The 15,382-nt window shown below is 61.0% G+C and carries 10 protein-coding genes; all 10 read left to right on the forward strand.

The window, feature by feature from the left end:
• Window positions 1-21 precede the first annotated feature (21 nt).
• The gene (flgK, locus tag ACOYXG_RS07185; protein ID WP_460356741.1) at window positions 22-2,067 is read left to right on the forward strand and encodes a flagellar hook-associated protein FlgK; all 2,046 of its coding nucleotides are present in this window, start codon (window positions 22-24) and stop codon (window positions 2,065-2,067) included.
• A 13-nt stretch (window positions 2,068-2,080) separates the two neighbouring features.
• Window positions 2,081-3,652: a flagellar hook-associated protein 3 gene (locus ACOYXG_RS07190; RefSeq protein ID WP_103368129.1), complete on the forward strand. Its 1,572-nt coding sequence runs from the start codon at window positions 2,081-2,083 to the stop codon at window positions 3,650-3,652.
• A gap of 109 nt (window positions 3,653-3,761) precedes the next feature.
• Entirely contained in the window at window positions 3,762-7,355 is a 3,594-nt protein-coding gene (locus tag ACOYXG_RS07195) for a glycosyltransferase (protein WP_460356744.1), read from the forward strand.
• A 220-nt stretch (window positions 7,356-7,575) separates the two neighbouring features.
• Window positions 7,576-9,582: a calcium-binding protein gene (locus ACOYXG_RS07200; protein WP_150367980.1), complete on the forward strand. Its 2,007-nt coding sequence runs from the start codon at window positions 7,576-7,578 to the stop codon at window positions 9,580-9,582.
• A 255-nt stretch (window positions 9,583-9,837) separates the two neighbouring features.
• On the forward strand, window positions 9,838-10,611 hold the full coding sequence (gene rfbF / locus ACOYXG_RS07205) for a glucose-1-phosphate cytidylyltransferase (protein WP_095139348.1): 774 nt from the start codon (window positions 9,838-9,840) through the stop codon (window positions 10,609-10,611).
• Window positions 10,593-11,675 (forward strand): CDP-glucose 4,6-dehydratase, encoded by a 1,083-nt coding sequence (gene rfbG / locus ACOYXG_RS07210; protein WP_097090155.1) that lies wholly within the window; start codon window positions 10,593-10,595, stop codon window positions 11,673-11,675. Before rfbF ends, rfbG begins: the two co-directional genes overlap by 19 nt.
• A complete protein-coding gene (gene rfbC, locus ACOYXG_RS07215; RefSeq protein ID WP_460356747.1) occupies window positions 11,672-12,232 on the forward strand; it encodes a dTDP-4-dehydrorhamnose 3,5-epimerase in 561 nt (186 codons plus the stop codon). Before rfbG ends, rfbC begins: the two co-directional genes overlap by 4 nt.
• Window positions 12,229-13,455: a methyltransferase domain-containing protein gene (locus ACOYXG_RS07220; protein ID WP_460356750.1), complete on the forward strand. Its 1,227-nt coding sequence runs from the start codon at window positions 12,229-12,231 to the stop codon at window positions 13,453-13,455. The genes rfbC and ACOYXG_RS07220 overlap by 4 nt, the downstream gene beginning before the upstream one ends.
• Window positions 13,452-14,303: an NAD-dependent epimerase/dehydratase family protein gene (locus ACOYXG_RS07225; protein ID WP_460356753.1), complete on the forward strand. Its 852-nt coding sequence runs from the start codon at window positions 13,452-13,454 to the stop codon at window positions 14,301-14,303. Before ACOYXG_RS07220 ends, ACOYXG_RS07225 begins: the two co-directional genes overlap by 4 nt.
• On the forward strand, window positions 14,300-15,370 hold the full coding sequence (locus ACOYXG_RS07230) for a class I SAM-dependent methyltransferase (protein ID WP_460356755.1): 1,071 nt from the start codon (window positions 14,300-14,302) through the stop codon (window positions 15,368-15,370). The genes ACOYXG_RS07225 and ACOYXG_RS07230 overlap by 4 nt, the downstream gene beginning before the upstream one ends.
• Window positions 15,371-15,382 lie beyond the last annotated feature (12 nt).

The raw sequence follows: 15,382 nt of genomic DNA on the forward strand, positions 1-15,382 counted from the left end.
ACACACGGTAAGGTTTGAATCATGAGTTTGCTCAATATCGGGATGTCGGGGTTGTCCGCGAGTTCTTCCTCTCTCGCGACCACAGGTAACAACATTGCCAACGTCGACACCGCCGGGTATTCACGCCAGCAAACCGTGCAGAGCACCAAGTCATCGCAGCAGTTCGGCAACGTCTTCATCGGTACGGGGACGACCCTGGCCGATGTGCGCCGGGTCTACAACTCTTACCTCGAAAACCAGCTGCATACCGCCACCTCGCTCAATAGCGAAGCGGCTGCGTACGGTGCCCAGGCCACTGCGCTGGATGCCTCGATGTCCGATACCAACACCGGCCTGACCGGTGTGCTGCAAAAGTTCTTTACCTCGATGCAGGGCGTGGCGACCTCGGCCACTGATGACACCTCCCGTCAGTCGGTGCTGACCGGTGCGCAGGCCCTGACCAGCCGTTTCAATGCGCTGGCCAAACAGCTGAACGATCAGAACACCACGATCAATGGCAACCTGGGCGACATGACGTCCCAGGTCAACAAGCTGGCGACTTCGATTGCCAACCTGAACCAGAAGATCGGCGAGATTTCCACCAGCGGCGGCCAGCCGAACGATCTGCTCGACAGCCGTAACGAAGCGGTGCGCCAGCTCTCCGAGCTGACCGGTGCACAGGTCGTCGAGCGTGGCACCAGTTTTGACGTGTACATCGGCACCGGCCAGCCGCTGGTGATCGGCAACACCACCAACACCCTGAGCACCGTGCCGAGCAAGGACGATCCGACGCGCATGGCGATTCAGCTGGACCGCGGCTCAAGCGTGATCGACATCACGTCGGCCATGAGCGGTGGCGAAATCGGTGGCCTGCTGACCTATCGCAAAGAAGTGCTCGACCCTTCGCTCAATGAGTTGGGGCGTGTCGCGCTGGTAGTGGCCGATCAGGTCAACAGCCAACAAGCCCAGGGCATCGACAAGAACGGTGACTTCGGCGCAGCGATCTTCAACAACATCAACAGTGCCGCTCTGGTCAGTCAGCGCAGCATTGCGCAGTCGACCAATAGCGCCGGCTCGGGCAACCTCGATGTCACCATCAAGGACACCGGCAAGCTGACCACCAGCGATTATCAGGTGACCTTCACCAGCGCCACCAACTATTCGGTCAAGCGCTCCGATGGCACCGACATGGGCTCGTTCAGCACCACGACCACGCCACCGCCAGTGATCGATGGCTTCACCCTGGCGCTCAACGGCGGCGCCCTGAGCGCTGGCGACACCTTCAAGGTGACCCCGACCCGTAACGCGGCAAGCACTATTCAGACCGTGCTGACCGATCCGAAGAAAATCGCTGCGGCAGCGCCGTTGACCGGCGTGGCCAGTGCGAACAATTCCGGTACCTACACCCAGCCGACGCTGACTGATTCGTTCGACATCTACAACCCGGCGTCGCAGACCGAGTTGCAGAATGCGCTCAAATATTCGACACCGGTCAAACTGGTGTTCGGTGCGGTCGCCAGCGGCAGCCAGTCGTACAACATGGTCGACGCCAAGGGCAACACCATCGGTTCGGGCACCATCGTGCCGGGGCAGGCCAACACCTTGAACCTCAAGGTCGGCATGGTCGACTCCACCGGTGCTCCGGTGATGGACACCACGGTCACGCCGAACGTGCAGAAGACCTTCACCGTACAGACCACCGTGGGCGCGACGCCGAAGTCCGGCGAAACCTTCACCATCAACCTGACCGGCGCGGCGTCTTCGGACAACCGCAACGCACAGACACTGGTTGGCCTGCAGACCAAGCAGACCGTGGACACCGGCAGCGGCAGCAAGGGCATCAGCCTGACCGACGCCTACAACAAACTGGTGACCAACGTCGGTACCAAGGCTGCGCAGAGCAAGTCCGACAATGACGCCACCTCGGTGATCCTCGATCAGGCCAAGGGCGCGCGTGATTCGCTGTCCCAGGTCAACCTCGATGAAGAGACCGGCAACCTGGTCAAGTATCAGCAGTACTACACAGCGTCTTCGCAGATCATCAAAGCTGCGCAGGAAACCTTCGCCACGCTGATCAACAGTCTTTAAGGAGTCGTAATTCATGCGCATTTCCACCGCCCAGTATTACGCGACGCAAGCTGCTCAATATCAGCGCAACTACAGCAAGACGGTCGCGACCGCCAACGAAGCGAGCAGCCTGCAGCGCATCAACACCGCTGCCGACGATCCGATCGGCGCCGGTCGCCTGCTCAAGCTGGGTCAGCAAAGTGCGATGCTCGACCAGTATCAGGGCAACATCGACACCACCAAGAGTTCGCTGACCGTGCAGGAGTCGACGTTGAACTCCATCACCACGGCTCTGCAGCGCGCCAAGGAAATCGGCCTGGCCGCCAACAACGGTATCGCCACCGACGACAACCGCAAGGCGTACGCGGCGGAACTGAGCCAGATCCAGCAACAAGTGCTGGGCCTGATGAACTCCAAGGATGCCAACGGCAACTACCTGTTCTCCGGTTCCAAGACCGATACCGCGCCGTACTCGCAAAACGTCGACGGCACCTACACCTATAACGGTGACCAGACCCAGATCAACCTGGGCATTGGCGACGGTATGTCGGTCGCGACCAATACCACCGGTTGGGACGCCTTCCAGCAGACCATCAACACCAGCCGCACCCAGACCACCATGACCGCTCCGGCGGTGGATGACGGTCGTGTGGTGCTGTCCAACGGTACGGTCGGCACCGCAGCGACCTACAACGCCAAGTTCACGGCGGGCCAGCCATACACCGTGGATTTCATCAGCAGCACGCAGTTGAAAATCACCGATGCCCTGGGCAACGACGTGACGTCCGAGGCCAGCCAGAACGGCCTGATCAGCAACAGCAATGGTGCCAACCAGACCGTCAGCTTCCGTGGCGTCGACATGAAGTTGAACATCAACCTCAAGGCCGGCGACACCAACCCGGATGCGGTCATCGCCGGTCACAGCTTCCAGCTGTCGGCCACGCCTGATTCGTTCACCACTGCGCGCAGCCCGGGCAACCCGTCGACTGCGGTCATCACCGGCTCCAGCGTGACCAACCAGGCGGCGTACAGCGCGGCCTTCCCGTCGGGCGGCGGCGCGGTGCTGAAGTTCACCAGCGCCACCGATTTCGACCTGTACGCGGCCCCTGTGACCGCTGACAGCAAACCGGTGTCGTCGGGCACCATGGTCGGCAGCAACGCCACGGCCGCCGGTGTGACCTTCGCCATTGGCGGTACGCCGGGCGCGGGCGATCAGTTCTCGATTCAGTCCAACAACCACCAGACCCAGAACGTGCTCGACACCCTGGGCCAGATGGTCACGGCGCTGAACATGCCGGTCGATGGTGATCCGGTAGCCAAGCAGAAATTCCAGGGGGCCATGGAGTCGGCGCTGGGCAACATCGACAGCGCCTCCAACCAGATTGGCGCTGCGGTGACCTCGATCGGTGCGCGCGGTCAGTCGCTGGATGACCAGGACACCACCAACCAGAGCCTGATCCAGGCCAACACCACGACCCAGGGTTCGATCCGTGATTCGGATCCGGCCGAGGTGATGACCCGCCTGACGTTGCAGCAGACCATGCTGCAAGCCTCGCAACTGGCGTTCAGCAAGATCAGTCAGTTGGGTCTGTTCAACAAGATCTGACATTGGACGGGCGCGCAGGCGCCCGTTTGTCTTGTCCTTCAGTTAATGTTTTTTTGCGGTTTCATGGGCTCGCTTTACCGAGCGGGCTCGTACCGCCTGTGAGCCCGCCGTGAATCCACTTCCTCTCGTCAGTCTGGTCATTCCCGCCTTCAATCCGCGCTTCTTCGAGCGGACCTTGAACAGTGCGGTGAGCCAGACTTATGGCCAACTCGAAATCATCGTTTGCGACGACAGCCGCGGCAGCGAGATTGAAGCCATCGTTGCGGCGGTAGTCGAGCAGTCCGGCGTCGCCGTGCGTTACGTGCGCAATCCGCGCACCCTGGGCATGGTCGGCAATCTCAAGGCCTGCCTGGAACAGGCGCAGGGCCAATTGGTCAAATTTCTGTGCGACGACGACCATCTCTATGCCGCCTGTGTTGAACAGCAAGCGCAGGAAATGGTGCGTGAGGAAGTCCGGCTGGTGCTGGCTCAGCGTCTGTTCTGGGACGCTGACGACATCATTCTTCCGGCACGTCTGGAAAACACTTCGCTGTCTCCGCTCAGTGGCTTGTTCAAGGGCGACGACCTGCTGGGCATCTTTGAAAAGTTTCCGGTCAATGTGCTGGGTGGGTTCACCAATGCGCTGTTTCGCCGGGAAGATCTTGTCGAGTTGCTGCCGGCGTTGACCCAGGAAGGCCACTGCTTTGAGGCAACCCTGGATTTCGCGCTGTTCGTCTGTCTGATGCGGCGCGGCAACGTGGCGGTGTCCAACAATGTACTCAGTGCCGAGCGACTGTACCCGGAGCGCCTGAGCGCCCAGCAGTCGATGAAAGATGCGGTTGAAGTCGAGCGCGAGTGGATTCTGCAAATGCTCAAGGCGCGCAGCGGCGAATCTGCGCCTGCGCCGGGTTGGGTTCGCTACATCCCGCTGACCAAGGCTGATGAGACACCCCGGGTCTGGGAAGAGCTGCCTCTGAGCCGCACCCTGGGTACCAAACAAAGTCGCCAGGAGTGGTGTGTCGGCATCGACAGCTGGAGTTTTGCCGAGCTTTATGCGCAATGGCTGGAGTGCCGGGTGCTCACCGAGGGGCAGCGCAAGTTGCTGCCGGAGACCCTGGCTGGCTGGTCGCATCAGCCGCGCATCGTCCCGATCGTCATCGATCGCGACGGCAGTCGCGACGGTGTCGAGCGCACGCTGGAGGCGCTTGCCGCACAGGATTATCTGCCGGAGTTGATTCTGGTGCTGTCCGCTGCCTGTTCCGAGGCCGAGCTCGATGGTCGGGTGTTCCGCATGCCGTTGCAGGACGACGGACTGGAGCAGATCAATGCATTGTTACCGCAACTGGAAGGGGCCGACTGGTTCTACCTGTTGCAGGCCGGCGATCGTCCGGTGGTGCCGGCGTTGTTGATCATGGCCGAGCGCATTGCCCATTCTCCGGCGCTGACGTGTCTGTACAGCGATGAAGGCAGCCTGCGCAACGGCGAATCGGCGGAGCCTGCGTTCAAACCGGATTTCAACCTCGACCTGCTGCGCAGTTACCCGTACGTCGGGCGCGCGCTGGCGTTCAAGCGCGAACGCTTTCTGGCGCTGGGCGGATTCGCGGCGACGTTCGCCGAACTGGCCCCCCACGACGTGCTGTGGCGCATGGTCGAGAGTGATGGTACGCAGGTGGTCGGGCATGTCGCCGAAGTTCTGGTGCAATCGCCCTTCGATCTGTCCGCCTGGCTCGCCGCTCCGGCGGTCATCGAGCAGAATCCGCGTGTACTCGAGGCCCATCTGCAGCGCCTGGGGATTGCCCACGAAATCCGCCGTGGCAGTTCCGGGTTGCTCAATCGTGTCGACTATCGCCATGCCCGGCGTCCGCTGGTGTCGATCATTATTGTGACCAAGGACCAGACGGCTGCCTTGCAGCGCTGCGTCGAGACGCTGTTGGAGAAGACCGCTTACTCCGAGTACGAGTTGTTGCTGGTCGACAATGGCAGTGAAAGCCACGAGGCGCGGGCCTGGCTGGACGGTATGGCGCAACTGGGCGGCGAGCGGATTCGTGTCCTGAACTACCCGCAGCAGGGCAACGCAGCGGCGCTGCATAATTTTGCGGTAGGGCAGGCGCGTGGTGAATACGTGCTGCTGCTCAATTCGTTTGCGGTAATCACCCAGGCCGACTGGCTCGACGAACTGCTCAATCATGCGCAGCGTCCGGAAGTCGGCGTGGTCGGCGCCAAGCTGTTCAATCCTGATGGGTGCGTACTGCACGCGGGTCTGATTCTTGGTCTGCAAGGTGCAGTGGGTTTGCCGTTCTATGGTCAGTCGTTGCAGTCGGATGGTTACATGTTCCGGCTGCAAGCGGTCCATGACCTGAGTGCCGTCAGTGGCGATTGCCTGATGGTGCGCAAGGCGGTTTATGAAGCTGTCGCCGGTCTCGATGAGCAAGCGCTGAAACAGGCGCTGAATGTCGTGGATCTGTGCCTGCGGATCGGTCAGGAAGGATACCTGGTGGTGTGGACCCCTTATGCCTTGCTGGCACTGGGCGCACGCCCCAGTGTTCAGGCGACGGCAGAAGAGGAGCAATTGCAGCTTCAGGAGCAGGAAACCTTCTACCAGCGCTGGTTGCCGCGCATTGCCCGTGATCCGGCCTTCAACGTCAATTTGTCGTTGCAGGGTGTCGGTGCGACGAGCTTCAGCCTGGAACCGGGCCTGCGTACCGGCTGGAGTGCATTTTCCCGGGCGCAGTTGCCGAACGTGCTTGCCGTGCCGATCAACGCCTCGGCCATCGGTCACTACCGCATGAGCCAGCCGCTGATCGAACTGGAAGCGGCCAACCGCGCTGAAGGGCGGATTTGCTATGGACTGCCGTCGATCATTGATATCGAGCGTCAGTCCCCGGACGTGATTGTGCTGCAGGGGCGTTATTCGCAGGGTGCCATTGATGAGATTCCGCCACTGAAGAAATTCAGTCATGCCCGGCGCATCTTTGAGCTTGATGACTATGTGATCGACGTTCCTCATCGCAATGCGCATATTCGCAACATGCCCAATAAACAGGAAATGGAGCGGATGGTGCGCAGTGCGATCAGCCTGTGTGATCGGGTGGTGGTATCGACCCAGCCACTGGCCAATGCATTGTCGGACATGCACCACGACATTCGCGTCGTCCCCAACATGCTCGCGCGCAACTTGTGGACTGACTTGCGCAGCCAGCGCCGCACTTCGAAAAAACCACGGGTCGGCTGGGGCGGTGGGACCAGTCACCACGGCGACCTGGCGGTGATCGCCGATGTCGTGCGTGAGCTGGCCAACGAAGTCGACTGGGTGTTCTTCGGCATGTGCCCGGATGATCTGCGTCCGTACATGCATGAATTCCACGGGGTAATCCCGTTGGAAGTGTACCCGGCGAAACTGGCAAGCCTGAATCTCGATCTGGCGCTGGCGCCACTGGAATTCCACATCTTCAACGACTGCAAGAGCAACTTGCGTCTGCTGGAGTACGGCGCCTGCGGTTACCCGGTGATCTGCACCGATACCGAGGCCTATCGCGGCTACCTGCCGTGCACCCGGGTCAAGACCAACAGCACCGATGAATGGCTGCAGGCGATCCGCATGCACCTGGCCGATCCCGATGCGAGCTATCGCATGGGCGATGAACTGCGAGAAATCGTATTGCGCGACTACGTACTGCGGGGCGACAACCTGCGCTATTGGGAAAACGGCTGGCTGGCGGATTGACCGGCACTGCTGAAAAAGGCGACTTTCGAGTCGCCTTTTTTGCGTCTTCAATATCCTGTTTGTATCAGTATCGACACTTTTTTACCGCAGAGCCTCAAGCATAGCGCTTTTCCTGTCGATACTTCTCTATTCGCTGACCTCGGACGGTTGCTGCTGGCGTGATCGGCTTGTTACCGGGAGGCAGGTTTCCGGATTCAACAACAATGCAAGGAAGAAGCAAATGGCAGTGATTTATGGGACGAGTGAAGCCGATGTCATGAGCGGCAGTGAAGGCAATGACGAGCTCTTCGGACTGGAATCGGATGATCAGATCTGGGGGACTGCCGGAGCCGATCTGCTGGATGGTGGCGAGGGTTTTGATTCCGTGGATTATCGAATCATGTCTTCGGGCGTCAGCGTCGATATCCGCCAAGGGCTTGCCAGCGTCACGAAGGCAGATGGTTCCATTGACACGCTGGTTGCCATCGAAAAAGTGGTCGGCAGCTTCCTTGATGACACCCTTGCCAGTTCGGTTTCCGGCGTCACGCTGGAAGGCAGCGGCGGGGATGACGTTTACATCATCGGCAGTGAGGGCGTGACGATCATCGAAGACGAGCGCGGCGGCTACGACGAGTTGCGCACCAGCGTTAACATCCAGAAGATGGACCCGTTCCTCGACAAAATGACCTTCACCGGAACCGGCGACTTCAAGGGCTACGGCAATGCCGAGCACAACGTGATCATTGCCGGCGCCGGTAATGACTGGCTGTGGGGTGGTGACGGTGGCGACCGGTTTGTTGGCGGTGAAGGATTCGATACCGTCAGCTACACCGACAGCCTTGAAGGCGTCAGTATCGAGCTCTCGAGCATGTGGGGCGCCACTGGTATTGCATTCGGCGATACCTACTCGAGCATCGAGGCCGTGCAGGGTTCGAATTTCAACGATGTGATCTTCGCCGGCGCAGGCGCAATGGTCATGGACGGTGCCGATGGCTTTGACGCCGTCGATTACAGCCGTTCCAACGACGCGGTCAGCATCGAGTTTCGTGATGGCAAGGGCTTCGGTTCCGGCGACTACGCCGAGGGCGACACCTTGATCAATGTGGAAAAGGTTGTCGGGACTAACCTGGACGATCACTTCACTGCCAACTCGGGTGGCGTGACCTTCGAAGGTGGCTGGGGCAGCGACGTCTACACGATCAACAGCGAGGGTGTGACCATCGTCGAGACAGACTCAGGCATGGGGTTTGACGAGCTGTACACCAGCCTGTCGGTTATGAAGATGGACCCGTTCATCGAGAAAATGACCTACACCGGTACAGCCGATTTCACCGGTTATGGCAATGATTCCGACAACTACATCTTCGGCGGCAGCGGCGATGACCTGTTCTACGGTGGCGCCGGACGGGATGTCTTCGTGGGCGGCGCGGGAATGGACATCGTCAGCTATGAGGACAGCGACACGGGTGTGGTGGCCACGCTGTGGAGAATCGGCCAGAACGGCACGGCTGACGGTGACACGCATTACGGTGTCGAAGGCTTGCGTGGCAGCCATTTTAACGATGAGCTGGGTGCCAACAGGGAAGATACGATTCTGGAAGGCAGCAGTGGTGACGATACCCTGAACGGCAACGATGGCAACGATCATCTCTATGGCGGGCTGAAGTCCGGTCTCGACGGCGACGTGGCGCAGGCTGACAAATTGTTCGGCGGCAACGGCGATGACGTCATCGTTAGTGCTGCGAATGACCTGGGCACTGTGGCGGACGGTGGACAAGGTAGTGACACCATCACGGTCCACAACGGCAGTGCCTTTGGTGATGACGGTTTTGACGTGCTCACCGGCACCGGCAACAGTTATCTGTTGTCAGGTGGCAGTGGCAACGACGTGCTGAACCTCAATCTCACGGGGCAGTCGGGCACTGGCGGCATCGCATTGGGCGGTATGGGTGACGATACCTATATCGTGAACACCACTGGGTTGGTATCGATTCAGGACGAGGGCTGGGATATCAATGACACCCTGATCCTGAACACCATCGCCAATATCAGCCAGTTGAACGTCACCCGCATCGGTGACGACGCCTATCTGCATGGTGCCAACGACGGCAGCGCCGGCGTTCCCGACAACGGCGTGAAGCTGCAGGGCTGGTACGCCGGGTACAACAACATCGAACATCTGCAGACCGCTGACGGCCAGTCCTACGACCTGCCTGCCACGATCGATGGATTCGCGATGTTTGGCTGATCCGTCCGATTCATTGAAGTAGCTTGATGAAAGGGATGACTCCGGCAACGGACTCATCCCTTTTTCATGCCTTGAATTCCCGCCGACGCAGCGCTCGCGGAGCTGGCGCGTTTCCTGCAAGTCCCCCTCAAATCGCCATAAAACGAGCGCTCGCGGTCATCGCAGCGGCGCCGCAGGCGGCAAAAGGGTTAGCCAGACGGCCCGCATCGCTCAACAAAGCCATGCGCAGCCCGGTGACGAACGAGAGGGGAGACGATGAAGGCAGTTATTTTGGCGGGTGGCCTCGGCACGCGCATCAGTGAAGAGTCGCACCTCAAGCCCAAGCCCATGATCGAGATCGGCGGCAAGCCAATTCTCTGGCACATCATGAAGCAGTATTCCGCTCACGGAATCCACGACTTCGTGATTTGCCTGGGCTACAAGGGCTATGCGATCAAAGACTTCTTCGCCAACTACTTCCTGCACACCTCCGACGTCACGTTCGACATGCGCAACAACCGCATGGACGTGCACCAGAACTACAGCGAGCCGTGGAGCGTCACCCTGATCGACACCGGCGAGGAAACCATGACCGGTGGCCGTCTGCTGCGTGCCGGCCGTTACCTCAAGGATGAAGAGGCGTTCTGCTTCACCTACGGCGACGGCGTTTCCGACATCAACATTGCTCAACTCGTCGATTACCACAAAGCCCACGGTCGCCTGGCCACCGTCACCGCGGTGCAGCCGCCGGGACGTTACGGTGCCCTTGAGCGCCAGGGCGATCAGGTGCTCGGTTTCACCGAAAAACCGCGTGGCGACGGTGGCTGGATCAACGGTGGCTTTTTCGTGCTGTCGCCCAAAGTCCTGTCCTACATCGCTGGCGATGAAACCACCTGGGAGGCCGAGCCGCTGGCGCGTCTGGCAGAGGATGAACAGCTGAACGCCTTCGAGCACGAAGGCTTCTGGCATCCGATGGATACCCTGCGCGACAAGAACCACCTCGAAGCGTTATGGCAGAGCGGGGAGGCCCCATGGAAGCAATGGGCCTGAGTGCGGATTTCTGGCGCGGCAAACGCGTACTGGTCACCGGTCACACCGGTTTCAAAGGCAGCTGGCTGAGCCTGTGGCTGCAAAGCCTCGGCGCGCACGTCAGCGGTTTCTCGCTGGATCCGTCAACCGAACCGAGCCTGTATGAACTGGCGCGGGTTCACGAAGGGATCAACGATCAGCGCGGTGATCTGCGCGATCTCGGCGCGTTGCTGGAGATCATTGCCGACACCGAGCCGGAGATCGTTCTGCACCTGGCCGCGCAGCCACTGGTGCGTGAAGGCTATCGCGACCCGCTGGGCACTTACTCCAGCAACGTCATGGGCACGCTGAACCTGCTCGAAGCGATCCGTCAGGTCGGTTGCGTGCGCGCCTGCGTGCTGGTGACGACCGACAAGGTTTACGCCAACAAGGAATGGCTGTGGCCGTACCGCGAAGACGAAGCCCTCGGCGGCCACGATCCCTACAGCAGCAGCAAGGCTTGCTGTGAACTGTTGGCGCAGTCTTACGCCGCGTCGTTTTTCCCGGCCGACAAGTACGCTGAACACGGTCTGGCCTTGGCCACCGCGCGCGCCGGCAACGTCTTGGGTGGCGGTGACTTCGCCCCTGAGCGGCTGATTCCCGACGTGCTCAAAGCCTGGACTGCCGACGAGCCGGTGACCCTGCGTTACCCGCAAGCCGTGCGCCCGTGGCAGCACGCGCTGGAACCGCTGGCCGGTTACCTGCAACTGGCTGCCGGCCTCTACGAACAAGGCCCGGAATACGCCGGGGCGTGGAACTTCGGCCCGGGCGAGGCGGACATGTGCAGCGTCGGCGAAGTGGTCGAACTGCTCGCCAGTCGCTGGCCACAGGCACGTGGTCTGCGCATCGAAAAAAGCGAACTGCACGAGGCTGGCCTGTTGCGCCTCGACAGTAGCCGCGCCCGTCAGGTACTCGGCTGGCAGCCACGCTGGACCTTGCAGCAATGCCTGACCCAGACCCTCGACTGGCATCTGGCGTGGCAGAACGGCGATGACATGCGCAACGTCACTCTCGGCCAACTGAACCTGTACCGAGGCGCGCTGTGAGCGAGTTTTCCTTGAAGCAATTGCCGCTGGCCGGGCTGTTCAGCGTTCAGCACAAACGCTTCGAAGATCAGCGCGGGCACTTCGCGCGGCTGTTCTGCGAAGGCAGCCTGAGTGCGTTCGGCAGCGAATTTCACATCCGCCAGATCAACCATTCCTGCACCCGTAAAAAGGGCAGCGTGCGCGGTCTGCATTACCAGAATGCCAATGCGCCGGAAGCCAAGCTGATCACCTGCCTGCGCGGTGAAGTGTGGGACGTGGCGGTGGATCTGCGTCCGGATTCCGAGACCTTTCTGCACTGGCACGCCGAGCACCTCAAGGCTGGCGATGGTCGCAGCCTGTTGATTCCGGCCGGGTTCGCCCACGGTTTCCAGACCCTGACCGATGACGCCGAACTGCTTTACCTGCACAGCGCCGATTACGCGCCGGAGCATGAGGGCGGTCTGTCGGTGAACGATCCACGGCTGGCGATTGCCTGGCCGTTGCCTGTCAATAATTTGTCAGCGCGTGATGCCAGCCATCCTGCGCTCGATCAACACTTTGCCGGAGTGCGTCTATGAACTGCCGTGGGTGCGCCGCACCGCTGAGCCTGCCGCTGATCGACCTCGGCACCTCGCCACCGTCCAACGCCTACGTGCACGCCGAGCGCCTGGAACAGGCCGAGCAATGGGTGCCGCTCAAGGTTGCGGTGTGCCAGCAATGCTGGCTGGTGCAGACCGAGGATTACACCCGCGCCGACAGCCTGTTCGATGCCGAGTACGCCTACTTCAGTTCGTTCTCCAGCACCTGGCTGGCCCATGCCGAGCGTTATGTCGCCGAGATGGTCGAGCGCTTTGACCTGAACGCCGACAGCCGAGTGGTGGAAGTCGCCGCCAACGACGGTTACCTGCTGCAGTACGTCGCTGCTCGCGGCATTCCGTGTCTGGGTGTCGAGCCGACCCGCAGCACCGCGCAAGCGGCGCGGGAAAAGGGTCTGCAGATTCGTGAAGTGTTCTTCGGTCGCGACAGTGCAGCACAGTTGAAAGGCGAAGGCTGGGGCGCCGACCTGATGGCCGCCAACAACGTGCTCGCGCATGTGCCGGACATCAATGATTTCCTTGGTGGTTTCGCCACGCTGCTCAAGCCGACCGGCGTCGCCACTTTCGAATTTCCGCAACTGCTGACGCTGATGGCTGGCGCACAGTTCGACACCCTGTACCACGAGCACTATTCCTACCTGTCGCTGACCGCCGTGCAGACCTTGTGCGAGCGCAATGGTCTGGAAGTGTTCGACGTCAGTCAGTTGAGCACCCACGGCGGTTCGCTGCGGGTGTTCGTGCAACGCCAGGACGGTGAGCGTCGTGCGGTGCAGCCGGCGGTGCAGCAACAGTTGCAGGCCGAGCTGGATGCCGGGGTGAAAACCCCTGAGTACTACGCGACCCTCGCGCCGGCTGCCGAACGCATCAAGCATGAACTGCTGCGCTTTCTGTTGCAGGCCAAGGCCGACGGCAAGCGTGTGGTCGGTTACGGCGCGGCGGCCAAGGGCAACACCTTGCTCAACTACGCCGGGGTCAAACCGGATCTGCTGGCGTGGGTGGCCGATGCCAACCCGCACAAGCAGGGCAAGTTCCTGCCGGGCAGTCGGATCCCGATTGTCGCGCCGGCGCAGATCGACATCGAAAAACCGGACTACGTGCTAGTACTGCCGTGGAACCTGTTGCACGAAGTCAGTCAGCAACTGGCGCAGGTGCGTCAGTGGGACGGGCGCTTCGTGATCGCCGTGCCTGAGATGAAAGTCCTGTGAACGTCCTGGTCACCGGGGCCACGGGCTTCGTCGGCCGGCATCTGGTCGCGGCGTTGCTCGCGCGTGGCTGCGCGGTACGTGCGGTGGCGCGTAATGTCGAGACTGCGGCGAGCATGCCGTGGATCAACCACGTCGAATTCGTCGCGACGGATATTCACGCGGTGGATCTGGACATTGCGGCGCTCACCGACGGTATCGACGTCCTCGCGCACCTGGCTTGGCCGGGATTGCCGAACTATCGGGCGCTGTTCCATTTCGAGCACAACCTGATGGCCGACTACCGCTTTATCAAAGGCGCGGTCGAGGCGGGTGTGGCGCAAGTATTGGTGACCGGCACCTGCTTCGAGTACGGCATGCAAAGCGGCCCGCTCGGCGAAAGTGTCGAGCCGCAGCCGAGCAACCCTTACGGTCTGGCCAAACACACGCTGCACCTGTTCTTGCAAAATCTGCAGCAGGAAAAACCGTTCACCTTGCAGTGGGCGCGTCTGTTCTATCTGCATGGCGAAGGGCAGAACCCCAACAGTCTGCTGGCAGCGCTGGACCGGGCGATCGATGCCGGCGAGGCGTCGTTCAACATGTCTGGCGGCGAGCAGCTGCGCGACTTTTTGCCGATCGCCAGCGCCGCCGATTACCTCGCCACGATCGTCCATCAGCGCGATTTCAACGGCGTGATCAATTGCGCCAGTGGCCAACCGGTATCGGTGCGCGCACTGGTTGAACAACGGCTGCGCGAGCGCGGTGCGGCACTGAAACTGAACCTTGGCCATTACTCCTATGCGACCCATGAACCGATGGCGTTCTGGGCCGTGACCGAGCGTTTGCAACAGCTACTGGGAGAGCCGCAATGAGGCACGAGTTGTATCGGGTCACCGACCTGCCGGTGTTGCAGAACCGCACCTTTGCCGACCCGGAGTCGGCCAAGGCTTCGGCCAGCGCCGACATGCTGCTGGTGCAGGATGAGCGCAGCGGCCTGATCTTCAACGCCGCGTTCAATGCCGACAAGCTCAGCTATGACGCCGACTATCAGAACGAGCAGGCCCATTCGGGCCAGTTCCAGAAGCACCTGAGCGACGTCGAAGGCATCATCGCCAAACACTTCAAGGGCCAGGAGCTGATCGAAGTCGGCTGCGGCAAGGGTTACTTCCTTGAGTTGCTCAAGGGCCTCGGTTATTCGATCACCGGGATCGATCCGGCCTACGAAGGCGAGAACGCCGACGTGATCAAGGCGCCGTTCACCCGAGGTCTCGGCCTGGCGGCGGACGCCATCGTGCTGCGTCATGTGCTGGAACACATCGAAGACCCGGTGAGCTTCCTGTCGGTGATCGCCGAAGCCAACCAGGGCGGGCAGATCTACATCGAAGTGCCGTGCTTCGACTGGATCCTCGAGCACAAAGCGTGGTTCGACCTGTTCTACGAGCACGTAAATTATTTCCGCCTCGATGACCTGCGCCGGATGTTCGGCACCGTGCACGAGGCCGGCCACCTGTTTGGCGGCCAATACCTGTACATCGTCGCCGACCTTTCGACGTTGCGCCTGACCCCGGAGCAACCGGTGCCACGCCTGACGCTGCCGGACGGTTTCACCGCCAGCCTTGAGCGCGCGGTGCAGATCATTCAGTCCGCACCCGAGCAGGGTTCGGCGATCTGGGGCGCGTCGTCCAAAGGCGTGATCTATTCGCTGTTCCTGCAACGCGCGGGTGTCGCGGTGGATCGTGTGGTGGATATCAATCCGGCCAAACAGGGGCGTTATCTGCCGCTGAGCGGCGCGCGAGTGTCCTCGCCGCAAGAGGCGATGGATGCGCTGCCCGAAGGCGCCCACCTGTTTGTGATGAACTCCAATTACCTCGAAGAAATCAAGCGGATGACCGGTGGACGCTACGTCTATCACGCCGTCGATAGCGCTTCGTTCCAGTGACCATTGAGACTT

Source organism: Pseudomonas sp. G3-39, from assembly GCF_054790485.1.